Source organism: Ruegeria meonggei, assembly GCF_900172215.1.
Classification (GTDB): domain Bacteria; phylum Pseudomonadota; class Alphaproteobacteria; order Rhodobacterales; family Rhodobacteraceae; genus Ruegeria; species Ruegeria meonggei.
In genome coordinates, this window is the sequence record NZ_FWFP01000002.1 from 123,159 (window position 1) to 139,418 (window position 16,260).

At 58.2% G+C, this 16,260-nt stretch carries 15 protein-coding genes and 2 tRNA genes; 12 read left to right on the forward strand and 5 right to left on the reverse strand.

The window, feature by feature from the left end; translation table 11 throughout:
- Positions 1-450 precede the first annotated feature (450 nt).
- Positions 451-2,847 (reverse strand): ATP-dependent helicase, encoded by a 2,397-nt coding sequence (locus RUM8411_RS03280; RefSeq protein WP_085821219.1) that lies wholly within the window; start codon positions 2,845-2,847, stop codon positions 451-453.
- 181 nt (positions 2,848-3,028) lie between these two features.
- Between RUM8411_RS03280 and RUM8411_RS03285 the strand changes: the two genes are divergently transcribed.
- The 4 genes from RUM8411_RS03285 to RUM8411_RS03300 all read left to right on the forward strand — a co-directional run bounded on the left by RUM8411_RS03285 (position 3,029) and on the right by RUM8411_RS03300 (position 10,041).
- Positions 3,029-4,819: a sensor domain-containing diguanylate cyclase gene (locus tag RUM8411_RS03285; RefSeq protein ID WP_085821220.1), complete on the forward strand. Its 1,791-nt coding sequence runs from the start codon at positions 3,029-3,031 to the stop codon at positions 4,817-4,819.
- 39 nt (positions 4,820-4,858) lie between these two features.
- Entirely contained in the window at positions 4,859-6,019 is a 1,161-nt protein-coding gene (locus tag RUM8411_RS03290) for an alpha-hydroxy acid oxidase (RefSeq protein WP_085821221.1), read from the forward strand.
- A 120-nt stretch (positions 6,020-6,139) separates the two neighbouring features.
- Positions 6,140-9,577, forward strand: coding sequence for a pyruvate carboxylase (locus RUM8411_RS03295; protein WP_085821222.1), 3,438 nt, complete (start codon positions 6,140-6,142; stop codon positions 9,575-9,577).
- 80 nt (positions 9,578-9,657) lie between these two features.
- On the forward strand, positions 9,658-10,041 hold the full coding sequence (locus RUM8411_RS03300) for an MAPEG family protein (protein ID WP_085821223.1): 384 nt from the start codon (positions 9,658-9,660) through the stop codon (positions 10,039-10,041).
- Positions 10,042-10,059: 18 nt separating this feature from the next.
- On the opposite strand, the gene RUM8411_RS22670 is transcribed toward RUM8411_RS03300, so the two are convergent.
- Positions 10,060-10,209 (reverse strand): hypothetical protein, encoded by a 150-nt coding sequence (locus tag RUM8411_RS22670; RefSeq protein WP_159453848.1) that lies wholly within the window; start codon positions 10,207-10,209, stop codon positions 10,060-10,062.
- Positions 10,210-10,357: 148 nt separating this feature from the next.
- On the opposite strand from RUM8411_RS22670, the gene RUM8411_RS03305 reads away from it, so the two are divergent.
- From RUM8411_RS03305 to RUM8411_RS03320, 4 genes are all read left to right on the forward strand, one after another.
- A tRNA-Gly gene (locus tag RUM8411_RS03305) sits at positions 10,358-10,432 on the forward strand.
- A gap of 34 nt (positions 10,433-10,466) precedes the next feature.
- Positions 10,467-10,541: transfer RNA gene (locus tag RUM8411_RS03310), tRNA-Gly, on the forward strand.
- 83 nt (positions 10,542-10,624) lie between these two features.
- Positions 10,625-11,491: a GNAT family N-acetyltransferase gene (locus tag RUM8411_RS03315; RefSeq protein WP_085821224.1), complete on the forward strand. Its 867-nt coding sequence runs from the start codon at positions 10,625-10,627 to the stop codon at positions 11,489-11,491.
- Between the two features lie 152 nt (positions 11,492-11,643).
- Positions 11,644-12,189: a hypothetical protein gene (locus RUM8411_RS03320; protein ID WP_143534815.1), complete on the forward strand. Its 546-nt coding sequence runs from the start codon at positions 11,644-11,646 to the stop codon at positions 12,187-12,189.
- Between the two features lie 7 nt (positions 12,190-12,196).
- On the opposite strand, the gene RUM8411_RS03325 is transcribed toward RUM8411_RS03320, so the two are convergent.
- The gene (locus RUM8411_RS03325) at positions 12,197-12,436 is read right to left on the reverse strand and encodes an Lrp/AsnC family transcriptional regulator (protein WP_085821226.1); all 240 of its coding nucleotides are present in this window, start codon (positions 12,434-12,436) and stop codon (positions 12,197-12,199) included.
- Positions 12,437-12,590: 154 nt separating this feature from the next.
- Between RUM8411_RS03325 and hisB the strand changes: the two genes are divergently transcribed.
- Positions 12,591-13,178: an imidazoleglycerol-phosphate dehydratase HisB gene (gene hisB / locus RUM8411_RS03330; protein ID WP_085821227.1), complete on the forward strand. Its 588-nt coding sequence runs from the start codon at positions 12,591-12,593 to the stop codon at positions 13,176-13,178.
- On the forward strand, positions 13,179-13,817 hold the full coding sequence (gene hisH, locus RUM8411_RS03335) for an imidazole glycerol phosphate synthase subunit HisH (protein ID WP_085821228.1): 639 nt from the start codon (positions 13,179-13,181) through the stop codon (positions 13,815-13,817).
- 15 nt (positions 13,818-13,832) lie between these two features.
- Here hisH and RUM8411_RS03340 read toward each other — a convergent pair whose 3' ends face one another.
- Positions 13,833-14,237: a DUF2147 domain-containing protein gene (locus tag RUM8411_RS03340; RefSeq protein ID WP_085821229.1), complete on the reverse strand. Its 405-nt coding sequence runs from the start codon at positions 14,235-14,237 to the stop codon at positions 13,833-13,835.
- Positions 14,238-14,368: 131 nt separating this feature from the next.
- Here RUM8411_RS03340 and hisA point away from each other — a divergent pair, with 131 nt between their 5' ends.
- Together hisA and RUM8411_RS03350 are read left to right on the forward strand one after the other, a co-directional pair.
- Positions 14,369-15,091 (forward strand): 1-(5-phosphoribosyl)-5-[(5-phosphoribosylamino)methylideneamino]imidazole-4-carboxamide isomerase, encoded by a 723-nt coding sequence (gene hisA / locus RUM8411_RS03345; protein ID WP_085821230.1) that lies wholly within the window; start codon positions 14,369-14,371, stop codon positions 15,089-15,091.
- A 4-nt stretch (positions 15,092-15,095) separates the two neighbouring features.
- Complete coding sequence (locus RUM8411_RS03350) at positions 15,096-15,560, forward strand: DUF2867 domain-containing protein (protein WP_085821231.1); 465 nt, start codon at positions 15,096-15,098, stop codon at positions 15,558-15,560.
- An 11-nt stretch (positions 15,561-15,571) separates the two neighbouring features.
- Here RUM8411_RS03350 and RUM8411_RS03355 read toward each other — a convergent pair whose 3' ends face one another.
- Positions 15,572-16,018 carry a DUF302 domain-containing protein gene (locus tag RUM8411_RS03355; RefSeq protein WP_085821232.1) on the reverse strand — a complete coding sequence of 149 codons (447 nt, stop codon included), beginning with the start codon at positions 16,016-16,018 and terminating at the stop codon, positions 15,572-15,574.
- Positions 16,019-16,260: the final 242 nt, after the last annotated feature.

Genomic DNA, 16,260 nt, shown 5'->3' on the forward strand with positions numbered 1-16,260 from the left:
TCTCCTCCTCCCTGATGTCGCCGCACCTTATACCGGCCCTGAACGCCGGACGCAGACACACCGGGTACTTCTCCTCCCTTTCCCGGTGTTGCAAGCACGCGGCGGCGTCTCTCCTCCTCCCTGACGTCGCCGCGTCTAACTCATACCGGGATCAAACCCGGGACCGGATACATCGGGGCTCTCCTCCTCCCTGCCCTGATGTTGAAAGCGCGCGGCGGCACCTCTCCTCCTCCCTGGTGTCGCCGCGACTTACACATACCGGGGTCAAACCCGGGACCGGATACATCGGAGCTTCCTCCTCCCTGCTCTGATGTAGAAAAGAACGGCGGTTCCCTTCCTCCTCCCTGGGAACCGCCGTTTTTGTATCTTCAGACATGAAAAAGACGCCGCGGTCGAAACCGGGCGCCCTTCAAAGTGTTAAGCATGTGCCGTCAGGCACATTCATTTTGGTTAAAACGGGATGTCGTCCTTGGCGGACAGATATTGCGCGACCACTTTCTTGGTGCCGGCCTTGTCGAAATCGACCTCGACCTTGTCGCCCTCGATGCCCGTCACCGCGCCATAGCCGAACTTCTGATGAAACACCCGCTCCCCCAGTGTGAAGCTGGCAACCGCAGTGGCATCAATCACCGTATTGCGGCTTTCTTTCGGCTGCGCCATGCCATATTGCCCCTGCCGCGCCTGCATCCGCTTCCAGCCAGGTGAGTTATAGACATTCGCCTCGGCCGCGCGGGTTTCAATCCCTGCTGCTGGCTGCGAACCACCATAAAGTCCCGGCGGCGTCAGGACCTCAACGTGGTCCTCGGGCAGCTCGTCGATAAAGCGCGACGGCATGGAATTCTGCCACTGCCCAAAGACCCGCCGATTTGCGGCAAAAGAAATCGTACAGACCTCTTCGGCGCGGGTGATGCCGACATAAGCCAGCCGCCGTTCCTCCTCTAGGCCCTTGAGCCCGCTTTCGTCCATCGACCGCTGAGACGGGAACAGCCCATCCTCCCACCCCGGCAGAAATACGGCGGGAAATTCCAATCCCTTGGCCGCGTGCAGCGTCATGATTGAAACCTTGACCCCGTCGCCTTCTTTTTCATTGTCCATCACAAGGCTGACATGTTCGAGAAACCCCTGCAGATTCTCGAAGTTATCCAGCTGATTGACCAGTTCCTTGAGGTTTTCCAACCGCCCCGGCGCCTCGGGCGTTTTTTCATTCTGCCAGTGCGTCGTGTAACCGGATTCGTCGAGAATGATCTGAGCCAGCTCGATATGCGATATTTCGGGCGCACCAAACCGCATGGGCGCTGCACCGTCATCAATCACCACATCGTCATCGACCTCGATCCGCGGTCCGCGTGTCATCGCATTCCAGCGTGCCAGCCCGTCGATCAACTCACGCAGCGCCTTGCCGCCCTTGCCCTTGATCAACCCGTTATCAACCGCGATCTGCGCCCCATCGACCAGAGACACGCCGTTTTCCCGCGCCGTCATCTGGATCGTCTGCTGCGCCTTGTCGCCAAGGCCGCGTTTGGGCGTATTCACGATCCTCTCGAACGCCAGATCATCGCCGGGGCTGACCACCAGCCGGAAATAGGCCATGGCGTCGCGGATCTCCATCCGCTCATAAAACCGAGGGCCACCGATCACCTTGTAGGGCAGCCCAATAGTCAGGAACCGATCCTCAAACGCGCGCATCTGATGGCTGGCGCGGACAAGGATTGCGATCTCATCCAACCCGATCGGCCGCACACCCCGCGTACCGCCCTGCATCGCATCGATTTCCTCACCGATCCAGCGGGCCTCTTCCTCGCCGTCCCAATGACCGATCAGCCGGACCTTTTCACCGTCTTCCGCAGCGGTCCACAGCTCTTTGCCCAACCGGCTTTCGTTGCCCCTGATCACATTCGAGGCCGCCGCCAGAATATGCGGCGTTGACCGATAGTTCTGTTCCAGCCGCACCACAAAGGCGCCGGGGAAATCCTTTTCGAACCGCAGGATGTTGCCCACCTCGGCCCCGCGCCAGCCATAGATCGACTGATCGTCATCGCCCACGCAGCAGATGTTCTTGTGCACCCCGGCCAGCAGGCGCAGCCAGAGGTACTGGGCGACGTTGGTGTCCTGATATTCGTCCACAAGAATATAGCGGAACCAGCGCTGGTATTGCTCCAGCACGTCCGTATGGATCTGAAAGATCGTGACCATGTGCAACAGCAGGTCACCGAAATCCACCGCGTTCAGTTCGCGCAAACGGGTCTGGTACTGAGCATAAAGCTCGATACCCTTGTGGTTATAGGCCCCTGCATCCGCGGCGGGCACTTTGGCAGGTGTCAGCGCCCTGTTTTTCCAGTCATCGATGATTCCGGCCAGCATCCGCGCGGGCCAGCGTTTGTCATCGATATTCGCCGCCTGAATCAATTGCTTGAGCAGGCGCAGCTGATCGTCGGTATCCAGAATAGTGAAGTTCGATTTCAGATCGACCAGTTCCGCATGACGGCGCAGCAGCTTGACGCAGATCGAATGGAACGTGCCCAGCCAGGGCATGCCCTCGGCGGGTTGGCCCAAAAGGCGACCCACACGGGTTTTCATCTCGCGCGCGGCCTTGTTGGTAAAGGTCACCGACAATATCTCATTCGGGCGGGCGCGTGCCGTGGTCAGTAAATGGGCGATGCGTGCGGTCAGAGCCTTGGTCTTGCCCGTTCCGGCCCCCGCCAGCATCAGAACCGGACCGTCCAAACGTTCAACCGCTTCGCGTTGCGCCGGGTTCAATTCGTCCAGATAAGGCATGGGCCGCGCGGCCATCGCCCGCGCCGATAGCGATGCGCCCTCAAAGGCGTCCATTTCGTCAAAACTGCTCATCTGTCCAAACTACGCCGGAACCGCGCCGAGGGAAAGAGTTTGTTCACGCCTTGTTCGCGCGATTCTTTGCCTTTGGTTCCGGCCAATTCTAATCAACAGCGACACAGATCAGCCGGACGCGTTAACCATTTGTCAAACCTGACTTCTGATACTTTCCCCATCGTTGTGGGAGCGTAAAGTCATGAATAATTCCTATTGGCAGAATGGCAGTCATCGGCTGAAGTGGACGTTGATCATAGTGCTGCTGATCGCGGTAACTGCATTTGCCGGATGGGGGATTTACAAGCTTCCGGCACCGCTGGTCGACCGGATGCTGCAGACAGATATCCTGAAACAGGCCGAATTGTGGAAACGGCGGGTTGTTTTGCATCTTGAAAACCCAGAATCCACCCTGCGCACCGGCGAAATTGATGAGCACGACGCCGAATTTCTGGCCTCGATGCCCGAGGCCTCGGATGTTTATCGTTTCAAATTGTTCGACACGGCAGGTCGCGTCATCTGGTCCACCAGACCAGAGGAAGTCGGCAGCATGGAAAACCGCGCCTTTTTCCGTAGCGATGTTGCGCGTGGATTGGTGCATTACATTCAGGAAGTGGTTCCATTGTCCGAAATAGACGGGCTCGATCTGCATACGGACAATGTCCAGAACGCCATCCAGCACAATGTGGCCGAAGTCTTCATGCCCGTGACCAAGAATGGCCGGTTTTTAGGCGCGGTTGAGTTCTATACCGACATTTCCGATTTGCGCGCCACTTTCATTACCCGCCTCAGAATTTCATTGGCCATACTCAGCGGGATTGCCGTACTTGCGCTTTGTATCGTGTCCTTCGTGACGTATCGCACCAACCGGTTTCAAGTTAGAGCGCTGCATAAGCAATCCGCCAAGGAACGCGACTTGATGGCTGAGCAGATTCGCTTGGCACGTGAGGTTCGCTTGCTGGGAGAATTAAATGAATGGCTGCAGTCCAGCCGGTCACTGGATGAGCTGTTTGACATGGTCTCGCGCTTCATGACCCACATTCTGCCCGAGGCTGAGGGCAGCGTTTACGTCTATTCGAACTCACGCGATGTATTGGACGGCTGCGCCAGCTGGAACGCTGGCACGCACAAAGCACATATCCACCCCGAAGGGTGCTGGGGCCTGCGCCGGGGGCGAACCTATGAATACGGAGCCTCTGAGATTGACTTTGTTTGTGAACATGCTGAACCGCATGACGGGCGGCCTTACTTTTGCTTTCCCATTCTGGCGCATGGAGAAACGGTTGGTTTGCTGCACCTGCGGGCCCATGAACACAAGGGGGAAGCTTTTCATGCAAGCAAGAAGCTCGCCCAGTTGTGCGCCGAACAGATCAGCATGGCGATTGCCAATGTACAGATGCGCGATCAGTTGCACGACCAATCTGTGCGGGACCCGTTGACCGGGTTGTTCAACCGCCGGCACATGACGGAAACACTGCGAAAGTCCATAACCCGCAGTCAGCAAACCGGGGCACGCCTCAGCTTGGTCGCGGTTGACGTGGACCACTTCAAGAAATTCAACGATACCCATGGCCATGATGCCGGGGATATGGTTCTGCGCGCTGTAGGGTCTGCGTTGGAACAGGGCTGCGACCGGGACGAGGTCGCCTGTCGTATCGGCGGCGAGGAATTCATGCTGATCCTGCCCGACAACGCGCCCGAAGACGCGGTTACCCGCGCCGAGCAGATACGGCAAGCGGTCGAGGCCGTTTCGGTGCGATACGGTGAGAAATCGCTGCCCCGCATCGCGATCTCGGTCGGTGTGTCCCATTACCCGGCGCATGGCACCATGCCACAGGATTTGATGCGCGCGGCGGACGATGCCTTGTATACGGCCAAAGACAAGGGCCGGAACCAGGTGCAGGTCGCAGGAACCGAAGCGTCTGCTGCCCGGGAGGCAAAAGCCGCGCCAAAACAGGTGCCAAAGGCGGTCCCACCTGCGCCAGCGGCCTGAAAACCTTGCAGAATCGCACGGCAGGTTGGATCAAGTTACATGGACCTGCACAGCAAATTCCCCGGCATCGCTGATCTGAAGCGCCAAGCGCGGCGCAAGATACCGTATTTCGTCTGGGAATATCTGGACAGTGGGACCGGCACCGAAGCTACATTGAGCCGCAATCGCAAGGCGCTGGATCGGCTGGGATTTCTGCCCTCAATCCTGCACGGGCCGATCGATTGTGACACCAGCGTTCGGTTTCTCGGGCAGGAGTTCCCGCTGCCCTTTGGGATTGCGCCGATCGGGATGTGCGGCCTGACCTGGCCCGACGCCGAAAGGTTATTGGCAAAAGCCGCCGCCAAAGAAGGCCTGCCCTATACCCTGTCAACCGTCGCCAGTCAGAGCCCCGAGGATTTGGCGCCTGATCTCGGTAACAACGCCTGGTTCCAGCTGTACCCGCCGAAGGACCCAGAAATTCGTCAGGATATGCTGGGTCGCGCAAAGTCGGCCGGGTTCTCGACACTGGTCCTGACCGTGGACGTCCCAGTCGCGTCACGGCGGGAACGGCAAACCCGGTCGGGGTTGACGAACCCGCCCAAACTGACGCCGCGCTTGCTGGCGCAGATCGCGCGACGGCCCCAATGGGCCCTGGGGATGGCAAGGCATGGGATGCCAAGGATGCGCACATTGGACAAGTATATCGACGGGGACAGTGCCCTGCCCTCTACGGCTCATGTCGGGTACTTGCTGCGCACCTCACCAGATATGGACTATGTCAGATGGCTGCGCGATGCGTGGGACGGTCCTTTCATCATCAAAGGCGTCATGCGCGCCGAGGATGCCGAACGGCTGCAACAGGTTGGCGTCGATGCCATCTGGATATCGAATCACGGCGGTCGACAGTTTGATGGCGCACCCGCCAGTATTGAGGTTTTGCCCGCCATTCGGACGGCCACTGACCTGCCCCTGATCTTTGACGGCGGTATCGAAGGTGGTCTGGATATTCTGCGCGCCAAAGCGTTGGGGGCTGATTTCGTGATGCTGGGGCGTGCTTTTCTATACGGGCTTGCTGCGTTGGGTGCCGACGGTCCCGCACATGTCGCCGATATTCTGCGACAGGACCTGAAAGCCAACATGGGTCAGTTGGGGGCCGAAAAACTGGATCAGTTACCCGGCGTAAACACTTTGATTGATGCCGCATCGCAGCATGTGTATTAAGATCGCGCCAAGGGAGGCGTTTGCGAGCGTTAACATGCCGGTTCTACCCAGAACGACTGATGTACGAGCGCCTATTGTCCGCCTATGAACACGGCCAAACAACTAGGACCGGGACCTGACATGACAGACTTCAACAAGATCCTGATCGCCAATCGCGGCGAGATTGCCATTCGCATCATGCGTGCTGCCAACGAGATGGGAAAACGAACCGTTGCCGTCTTTGCCGAAGAAGACAAGCTGGGCCTGCACCGTTTCAAAGCGGATGAAGCATATCGCATTGGCGAAGGGATGGGCCCGGTGGCCGCGTATCTTAGCATTGAAGAGATCATTCGCGTGGCCAAAGAATGCGGCGCGGATGCGATCCATCCCGGCTATGGCCTGCTGTCGGAAAACCCTGATTTTGTGGACGCCTGTGTGCAAAACGGCATCACCTTCATCGGACCCAAAGCAGAAACCATGCGCGCGCTTGGTGACAAGGCCAGCGCACGGCGCGTCGCGGTACAAGCCGATGTGCCTGTGATCCCGGCGACCGAGGTTCTGGGCGACGACATGGATGTGATCCGGGCCGAGGCGAAGAAGGTCGGCTACCCTCTGATGCTCAAGGCGTCCTGGGGCGGCGGCGGACGCGGGATGCGCCCGATCCAGTCCGAGGACGAGTTGGAAGAGAAGGTTCTGGAAGGCCGCCGCGAGGCTGAAGCCGCATTTGGCAACGGCGAAGGTTATCTGGAAAAGATGATCATTCACGCCCGCCATGTCGAGGTGCAGATTTTGGGCGACAAACATGGTGAGATTTACCACCTTTACGAGCGTGACTGCTCGGTCCAGCGCCGCAATCAGAAGGTCGTCGAACGCGCGCCTGCCCCGTATCTCAGCGAAGAACAGCGGGCCGAGATTTGCGATCTGGGCCGCAAGATTTGCGCGCATGTGAACTATGAATGTGCCGGCACTGTCGAATTCCTGATGGATATGGAAACGGGCAAGTTCTACTTCATCGAAGTGAACCCCCGCGTACAGGTGGAACACACCGTCACCGAAGAAGTCACCGGCATCGACATCGTGCAGGCGCAGATTCTGATTGCCGAAGGCAAGACACTGGCCGAGGCCACCGGCGCCAACAGCCAGTCGGACGTGCATCTGACTGGTCACGCACTGCAAACCCGGATCACCACCGAGGATCCGCAGAACAATTTCATCCCCGATTATGGCCGCATCACCGCCTATCGCTCGGCCACGGGCATGGGTATCCGGCTGGATGGCGGCACCGCCTATGCGGGCGGTGTGATTACGCGGTATTACGACTCATTGCTGACCAAGGTCACCGCCAAGGCCCCCACGCCCGAGGCAGCGATTGCCCGTATGGACCGCGCCCTGCGTGAATTCCGTATCCGCGGGGTCAGCACCAACATCGACTTTGTCATCAACCTGCTGAAACACCCGACCTTCCTGTCGAACGAATACACCACCAAATTCATCGACACGACGCCGGACTTGTTCACCTTTAAACGACGGCGCGACCGGGGCACCAAGGTTCTGACCTACATCGCTGACATCTCGGTGAACGGGCATCCTGAAACCAAAGACCGTCCGGAACCGCGATCCGATCTCAAAGAGGCCAAGGCCCCTGCTGCCAAAGCCGAGCCGCAGATGGGCACCCGCAACCTGCTAGAGCAAAAAGGCCCGCAGGCCGTTGCCGATTGGATGAAAGCGCAGCGTCAGTTGCTGATCACCGACACCACCATGCGCGACGGGCATCAGTCTTTGCTGGCCACCCGGATGCGGTCGATCGACATGATCAAAGTGGCGCCAACCTATGCCGCCAACCTACCGCAACTGTTCAGCGTCGAATGTTGGGGGGGGGCGACTTTCGACGTGGCGTACCGCTTTTTGCAGGAATGCCCGTGGCAGCGCCTGCGGGATTTGCGCGAAGCGATGCCGAACCTGATGACCCAGATGCTGCTGCGCGGAGCAAACGGGGTGGGCTATACCAACTATCCTGACAATGTGGTGCAGGAATTCGTACGTCAGGCGTCGCAGAACATCGACGTGTTCCGTGTATTCGACTCGTTGAACTGGGTCGAAAACATGCGTGTCGCGATGGATGCGGTCGTTGAGAACGGCAAGATCTGCGAAGGAACCGTCTGCTATACCGGGGACATTCTGGATCCGAACCGCGCCAAGTATGACTTGAAATACTATGTCGGCATGGCGAAAGAGCTGCGCGATGCAGGCGCGCATGTGTTGGGTCTGAAAGACATGGCGGGGCTGTTGAAACCAGCCTCGGCCCGCATTCTGATCCGGGCTCTGAAGGAAGAGGTCGGGTTGCCGATTCACTTCCACACCCACGACACGGCGGGCATCGCCAGCGCCACTATCCTTGCAGCGTCCGAGGCCGGCGTGGACGCGGTCGATTGCGCGATGGACAGCTTCAGCGGCAACACCAGTCAGGCAACACTTGGAACTGTGGTCGAAGCCCTGCGCCACACCGAGCGTGACACCGGGCTGGACATCAAAGCCATCCGCGAGATCAGCGATTACTTTGAGGCCGTACGCGGACAATACGCAGCCTTCGAATCCAGCCTGCAAGCCCCCGCCTCTGAGGTGTATCTGCACGAGATGCCTGGCGGCCAGTTCACCAACCTCAAGGCGCAGGCCCGTAGCCTTGGGCTGGAAGAGCGCTGGCATGAAGTGGCGCAGATGTATGCGGACGTGAACCAGATGTTCGGTGACATCGTGAAAGTGACGCCATCTTCGAAGGTTGTTGGCGACATGGCCCTGATGATGGTCAGCCAGAACATGACCCGCGAACAGGTCGAGGACCCGGACACAGATGTGGCCTTCCCCGACTCGGTGGTCGATATGATGCGTGGCAATTTGGGTCAGCCTCCGGGCGGGTTCCCTGACACGATCATCACCAAAGTGCTCAAGGACGAAGCCCCCAACACCCAGCGCCCCGGCAAAGACGTGCCTGCGGTCGATCTGGAAGCCACCCGCGTTGATCTGGCGAAACAGTTGGAAGGTAAAGATGTAGATGACGAGGACCTGAACGGGTACCTGATGTATCCCAAGGTGTTCCTGGACTATATGGGCCGTCACCGGACTTATGGTCCGGTCCGTACCCTTCCCACCCGGACCTTCTTTTATGGCATGGAACCCGGCGAGGAAATCACCGCTGAGATCGACCCCGGCAAGACACTTGAAATCCGCTGTCAGGCAATCGGTGAGACCGATGAAAAAGGCGAAGTCAAAGTCTTCTTTGAACTCAACGGCCAGCCCCGCGTGATCCGGGTTCCGAACCGTTTGGTCACCTCGACCACACAGGCAAGGCCCAAGGCTGAGGTCGGCAACCCAAACCACGTTGGTGCCCCAATGCCGGGAGTTGTGGCCACAGTGGCCGTAGCAGCCGGTCAAGAGGTCAAAGAAGGCGATATGTTGCTGACCATCGAAGCGATGAAGATGGAAACCGGCATTCACGCCGAGCGTGATGCAACGGTCAAAGCAGTGCATATCCAGCCTGGTGGTCAGATTGACGCAAAGGACTTGCTGGTTGAACTGGAATAAGCGGCATAGGCTGTCGCCCTGACAGGAGCCGCTCGGGCAACCGGGCGGCCTTTTTCTGTATCAGCGAAGGAGCAAGACCCATGCTGTCGATCACACCGATCTATGCCGCTCTATTGGCATTCCTTTATGTCGCGCTCAGCGTCAAGGTCATCAGCCAACGCCGCAGCGACAAAGTTTCCTATGGCGATGGCGGCAATTCAGACGTGCTCAAGGCCATGCGCACGCATTCCAACTTTGCAGAATACGCGCCTTTTGCATTGCTGCTGATCGCGATGGCCGAATTGCAGGGCGCCGGGGCCTGGCTGATCAATCTGTTGGGCCTTGGTATTCTGGCTGGGCGGGTCCTGCATGCGTATGGGTTTGGGAAAAAACCACAGATCGTTATCCTGCGTCAGATCGGGATGCTGCTGACATTTGCCTCTATCCTGATCGCGGCTATCGCCTGTCTTGTGATGGCGTTTTGAGCCAAGCGGCGGACGTTATCACGCCAGAATCTGAATCTCGATAGCCGGTGCTTTCATGAGAACCGGCTGAACCTGACCCAGCCTGTCTTCATTCGGTTTGCCAACCGCTGCGGCCAGCAAAATCAACCCTGCAAGGGATGCCATTTTCAAGTCAGCGAGCTGCGCCATGTCCAATCCTCGTTTCTTGTTGTTGTTTGGTACTCTTGGTTTTGAACGCGTGACGCGCGCGTTTCCGTCGAAAGATTTTTCCCCTGTTTTGTGTTTTTCCGCTTGCAGCCCAGCTTGGGAATTAATACATCCCTCCTCACTCAACGGCGCGGGCGTAGCTCAGGGGTAGAGCATAACCTTGCCAAGGTTAGGGTCGGGCGTTCGAATCGCCTCGCCCGCTCCATTGAGAGACCGAAAGGTCGAACATAGTATCTGATGCGGGCGTAGCTCAGGGGTAGAGCATAACCTTGCCAAGGTTAGGGTCGGGCGTTCGAATCGCCTCGCCCGCTCCAGATACACACTTGACCAAACATTGCTGGTTTCTTGTAAAATGTTGCGCCATTCTATTGGCGCTACAGATTTCAGGATTTTACATATGTCAGATTATACCATTCGCCCATTGACCGCTGATGAATTACAGCACGCCGTGGATTGGGCTGGACGCGAAGGGTGGAACCCTGGAAAGCACGACGCCGAGTGTTTTCGGACGACAGATCCTGACGGATACCTGGGCGGTTTTCTGGACGGTGAAATGATCGCTTCGGTCTCTGCTGTGAATTATGATGACGCGTTTTCTTTCCTGGGGTTCTACATTGTCCGCCCCGAATATCGCGGATCCGGGCATGGGCTAGAGATCGCCCAGCATGCGCTGGTCCATTGCAAGGGCCGCAATATGGGGCTGGACGGTGTAGTCGAACAGCAGGACAATTACCGCAAATCCGGGTTCTCCTTTGCCTACAACAACTATCGCGTTGGGGCGAAGATCGGAGAGGTTTTGCCCAAGCTTGGGCAGGTGCTGGGCAATGGGGTTACGCCCGTCGACAACGCCTCGGACGCGCTAAAGGCATATGATAGAAGGCTGTTTCCTGCCCGGCGGGATGCTTTTTTGCGAGGGTGGTTGAGCGCACCCAGTCACATTTCACGCAAGTATACCGAAGATGGCCGCATCAAGGGCTATGGCACGCTGCGACCTTGCCAGGCTGGGTACAAGGTGGGTCCCCTGTTTGCCGATGACGCCGGAATTGCCCAAACTCTGCTGGCCAGCCTATTGGCCGCCGTTCCCATCGATCATCACGGACAGGAGGTCTTTGTTGATATGCCCCAACCCAACAGAGAGGCATTTGCGCTGGCCGCGCAACTTGGGTTGGAGAAAGTCTTTGAGACCGCCCGGATGTATTCCGATCACCAACCGGACATCGACCTGAACCGCATCTTCGGCGTCACGACATTTGAATTGGGCTGACACAAGCATTGACTTCAGGGCATCAATCCCCGGTCAGTCGCGCCCATTCAGGTCGACCAAACAAGCAGATCCACAACCACAGGACTTACCCAATCATGGCAGGAGATCAGCAAAAACGGTTTCTGACCGGAGTGTTGGAAAACCTACCGGGGTTGAGCTTTTTGATTCTGTCCCGGGCAAGTGATGATCTGCGGTTGGCGGGATGGATTGGCACCTTTCTCGCCGCGACCGTGTGCGTGGCCTACGCCCGAAAAGTTATGAAACCGCGCCCCGTATTGCTGGGGATCAATATCTTTATGATCGCCATCACGCCCTTGATTGAGCTTCTTCACATCGGAAACAATGCGGCGGTAGCGCAGTATTTACTCAAAAACATAGACAGTCTGGTTCTTGCCAGCATTTTTGTAACCGGGCTTGCGCTGACGCTTTTCACGCGGCGCGGATTTCTGACCCACCGCTCCGAAAGCACGGCGAAAATGCGTGCACATTCCGCCTGTCTGCTGACGGTTTGTGCTGTCGGAGTTGTTTGGTCCCTTTTCGCAGGGGACAACCATCTGCTGTCGCTTGTTTTGCCGATGTCACTGCTGTTTGGGATGCAGCAATTTTTGACCGCCGGGGCCACCGACAGACAAGCTCGGCACGATGTTGTCCTAGCAAGCGCTGGCGCCGTGCCCGCTCCCGCAGACACGACGATCTGAATTTGTCCTAAAACGCCTTGAACGTCATGGTGGTCAGAGATCGCTCGATCCCGGGGATGATCAGCAGATTTTCATTGATGAAATGGCCCACATCCTCGGATTCCGGGATGTAGAGCTTGAGCAGCAGGTCATATTCACCACTGGTCGAATACAGTTCCGAGTGAATTTCCCGCAGGGCGATCTCTTCGGCGACCTTGTAGGTGGTGCCGGGTTTGCAGCGGATCTGGATGAAAACGCAGGTGGACATGGGCCTGGCCTTGTTGGTTGAGTTGACGGCAGGCTGGCATGGCCCGGGTCCGGGCGCAATCCCCTGCAACAGTTTGCAGCGAATGCCACGCTTGGTCTGGATAAGGCAGGCCTTCCCCGTCTATAAGCGCGCCTGAAGCAAAAGGAATTCGCCCATGCGCAGTGCAAAGATCAGCCGTCAGACCGCCGAGACCAAGATCACGGTCGAGGTCAATCTGGACGGCACAGGCCAGTATGACAATCAGACCGGCGTTGGATTTTTTGACCATATGCTGGACCAGTTGGCGCGGCATTCCCTTATCGACATGACCATCCGGGCCGAGGGCGATACCCACATCGACGATCACCACACGGTCGAAGATACCGGCATCGCGCTGGGTCAGGCGCTAACGCAGGCGTTGGGCGATAAGACAGGCATCCGCCGCTATGGTGAATGTCACCTGCCCATGGATGACGCACAGGTGCGTTGTGCGTTGGATTTGTCGGCGCGCCCGTTCCTGATCTGGAACATCGATCTGCCGACACCCAAGATCGGAACGTTCGATACCGAGCTGGTACGCGAGTTCTTTCAGGCCCTCAGCACCCATGGCGGTATCACCCTGCATGTTGATCAACTGCACGGGTTCAACAGCCACCACATTGCCGAGGCCGCGTTCAAGGCCGTGGCCCGCGCATTGCATCAGGCGGTTGAGACCGACCCGCGTAAGGCAGATGCGATCCCGTCCACCAAGGGTGCGCTGTAAATGCTCACGGCGATTATCGACTATGAAAGCGGCAACCTGCATTCCGCCGAAAAGGCGTTTCAGCGCATGGCGCGCGAGGTCGATGCCGGTGAAGTGGTTGTGACCTCAGACGCAGAGATCGTGGCCCGCGCCGACCGGCTGGTTCTGCCCGGTGACGGTGCTTTTCCGGCCTGTGCGGCAGAGCTGCGCGGGCACAAGGGCATTTATGACGCGATGGTCGAAGCGGTCGAACAAAAAGGCCGACCGTTTCTGGGTATCTGCGTTGGTATGCAGCTGATGGCCACCACGGGTCATGAATACAGCGAAACCGACGGGTTGAACTGGGTTGCAGGTGACGTGCTGCGGATCGCGCCATCAGACCGCGCGCTGAAAGTACCGCATATGGGCTGGAACGATCTGGTTCTTGAAAGCGATCATCCGGTTTTTGCCGGGGTTAAGTCAGGCGATCACGCCTATTTTGTCCACTCTTACCACTTTCGGGTCAAAGATCCGGCGCAACGTCTGGCTTATGTGGGATATGGGCAAGAGGTCACCGCGGTGATCGGCCGTGACACAATGATCGGCATGCAGTTCCACCCGGAAAAAAGTCAGGATGTCGGTCTGCGCATGATCGGCAACTTTTTGAAGTGGCGCCCCTGACGGGGCGCCGTTCGATTACTGAATGCGGGTCCAGTCCTGGCCCTTGCAGATCAGACCACCGGCCACACAGCCTTTAACGACCAGGGTGTTCCCGTTGAGCTGCATTTTCGACTTATAGTTCTTGTCCGCTTCGGGATCCCAGATCTGGCCGCCGCTATAGCCACCGCTGCCATCAGGAACCATGTCCCAGATCATCTGCTTGCCATCATGTTCATAGTTGAGCTCTTGGTCGCCTGCGCTATTGAAGGCGCTATCGATTGTGCCACAGATGGCGCTGCCGCACGGTGCGATGGAAACGTGCAGATAACCGCCGTCGTCGCCTGTGCCCGTCTTCCACAGACCGTCGACCGGATCTGCGGCCACGGTTGTCGCGCTCATCAGAACCGCGGCGATTCCACCAAGAATTAGATGTCGTGTCATAGTTTCGCTCCCTGTTTTTTGACACCTTGTCCCGAGTGTCCAATTTGGGCAAGCAGGACGTAGGGTCGCGTTGCATCCCGGCCCCTGCCTGTGCCATATCCCCGCCGACACTCAGCAAAAGGCCGCCCGAAATGATCCTCTACCCCGCTATCGACCTCAAAGACGGCCAGGCCGTACGCCTGCTGCGCGGTGAAATGGATAAGGCAACGGTGTTCAGCGACGACCCGGCGGCACAGGCCCGCGCCTTTGTTGAGGCCGGGTGCAACTGGCTGCATCTGGTTGATCTGAACGGCGCATTTGCCGGTGAACCAGTGAACGCCGCCCCGGTCGAGGCGATCCTGAAGCAGTGTGATGTGCCCGCTCAACTGGGCGGCGGCATTCGCGACATGGCCACGATCGAGGCCTGGCTGGACAAGGGGCTGGCCCGGGTAATTCTGGGCACCGTAGCCGTCGAGGACCCAAATCTGGTGCGCCAGGCCGCCAAAGCCTTCCCTGGAAAGGTTGCCGTGGGCATTGATGCCCGCAACGGGATGGTCGCCACCAAGGGCTGGGCCGAGGAAACCAACGTGCAGGTCACTGATCTGGCCCGCAGCTTTGAGGACGCGGGCGTGGCCGCGATCATCTATACCGACATCAACCGCGATGGCGCGATGCAGGGGCCGAACATCGAGGCAACCGCGGATCTGGCCCGGGCGGTGGACATCCCGGTCATTGCCTCTGGCGGCGTGTCCTCTGTCGCAGATCTGATCGCCCTGCGCGATTGTGGCGCAGATTTGAACGGTGCGATTTCCGGGCGTGCGCTTTATGATGGGGCGATTGACCTGAAAAAGGCTCTGACAGCGCTCAGAGAGTGACCCAATGTTCAAGTCGCGCGTGACACGATCCGCCCTACCCGCCTCAAGCTTGCTGCACAAGCGCCTGCAGGATGGTGATTTTCTGGATTGCTTCAGCGTTGCCTCGGACCTGCCCCCGCGCCGCGCCGCAGACATCATCACCGCGTTTCCGTCCTGGGCAATGGCCCTGGTACGGCTGCGCGGAATGCTGGTCGCACCTTTCGGGCTGAGCCGGACGGGGCCGGAGGCCGCTGACAAGGTCGGGATATTCCCGGTTGAACATGACAGCGCATCCGAGGTGATCGCAGGGTTCAACGACCGCCACCTTGATTTCAGGGTCTCAGTACTGTCTGAGAACGGCCGTGTGTCTCTAGCCACCTGGGTTCATCGCCACAATCTGGGCGGACGGCTGTATCTGGCCGCAATCCTGCCGTTTCACATCCTGATCGTGCGCAATGCGCTTGCACGGTTACGCCACGCAAGCGCCTGAGCCCGGGCGATCTATCCGGCGGCGGCGGCGGTCAGTTTGCTAAGCGCGCCGCGCATCTTTTCGATGATCGGTGAATTTTCGACCTCATCAAGCTCGTCCATCGTTTCTTTCGGATCTTCATAGGCCAGCCAGACCTGACCGTCTGCATCCTCATAGGCTTGCACTTTCAACGGCAGGAACAGACCCGCGCGCGGGTCGATCTGCATGGCGGGCGTGCCCAGTTTCGGATTGCCGAAGATCAGCACCTGGTTGGCGGGGATTGGAGTCCCTATCTTTTCTGCCCCTGCGGCGTGATCTACACGGGCAAAAACAGTTGCGCCCGCGTTGCCAACTGCAGCCTCAAGCGCGTTCAACGCTTCTGCCACGGACTTGTCTGTGGGTATTTTGATGATGTCGTCAGCCATTGCGGGCAGTGCCCCTCCGAAGGTCAAAACAGTTGCCAGTATCAGTTTGCGCATATTGAACTTCCTTCTGTGAATTTCACCCTAGTTTTCACAGCTTTGTGCGTTCGAGCAATCACAAGTCTGGCATCGGCGGGGCTTTGCCGTTCGTCTTTGGGGGCCACGCTTGCAAGTCTGCCCTGTAAATGTCTATGAGCAGCCACTTTCGCGAACAATGCCCCGAAACGGCAGCTATTTTGCGCGAAACAGCCCCAAATTGGTCGCAATCTCAAATTACTTGAGACATCGGGCAAAGCTGG

Excerpts from the sequence above, each read along its gene's own strand:
- hisB (WP_085821227.1), top strand. The coding sequence starts at position 12,591 with ATGCGCAGTGCAAAGATCAGCCGTCAGACCGCCGAGACCAAGATCACG.
- hisH (WP_085821228.1), top strand. The coding sequence starts at position 13,179 with ATGCTCACGGCGATTATCGACTATGAAAGCGGCAACCTGCATTCCGCC.
- RUM8411_RS03280 (WP_085821219.1), bottom strand. The coding sequence starts at position 2,847 with ATGAGCAGTTTTGACGAAATGGACGCCTTTGAGGGCGCATCGCTATCG.
- RUM8411_RS03355 (WP_085821232.1), bottom strand. The coding sequence starts at position 16,018 with ATGCGCAAACTGATACTGGCAACTGTTTTGACCTTCGGAGGGGCACTG.
- RUM8411_RS03315 (WP_085821224.1), top strand. The coding sequence starts at position 10,625 with ATGTCAGATTATACCATTCGCCCATTGACCGCTGATGAATTACAGCAC.
- RUM8411_RS03340 (WP_085821229.1), bottom strand. The coding sequence starts at position 14,237 with ATGACACGACATCTAATTCTTGGTGGAATCGCCGCGGTTCTGATGAGC.
- RUM8411_RS22670 (WP_159453848.1), bottom strand. The coding sequence starts at position 10,209 with ATGGCGCAGCTCGCTGACTTGAAAATGGCATCCCTTGCAGGGTTGATT.
- RUM8411_RS03290 (WP_085821221.1), top strand. The coding sequence starts at position 4,859 with ATGGACCTGCACAGCAAATTCCCCGGCATCGCTGATCTGAAGCGCCAA.
- RUM8411_RS03300 (WP_085821223.1), top strand. The coding sequence starts at position 9,658 with ATGCTGTCGATCACACCGATCTATGCCGCTCTATTGGCATTCCTTTAT.
- RUM8411_RS03295 (WP_085821222.1), top strand. The coding sequence starts at position 6,140 with ATGACAGACTTCAACAAGATCCTGATCGCCAATCGCGGCGAGATTGCC.
- RUM8411_RS03325 (WP_085821226.1), bottom strand. The coding sequence starts at position 12,436 with ATGTCCACCTGCGTTTTCATCCAGATCCGCTGCAAACCCGGCACCACC.
- hisA (WP_085821230.1), top strand. The coding sequence starts at position 14,369 with ATGATCCTCTACCCCGCTATCGACCTCAAAGACGGCCAGGCCGTACGC.
- RUM8411_RS03285 (WP_085821220.1), top strand. The coding sequence starts at position 3,029 with ATGAATAATTCCTATTGGCAGAATGGCAGTCATCGGCTGAAGTGGACG.
- RUM8411_RS03350 (WP_085821231.1), top strand. The coding sequence starts at position 15,096 with ATGTTCAAGTCGCGCGTGACACGATCCGCCCTACCCGCCTCAAGCTTG.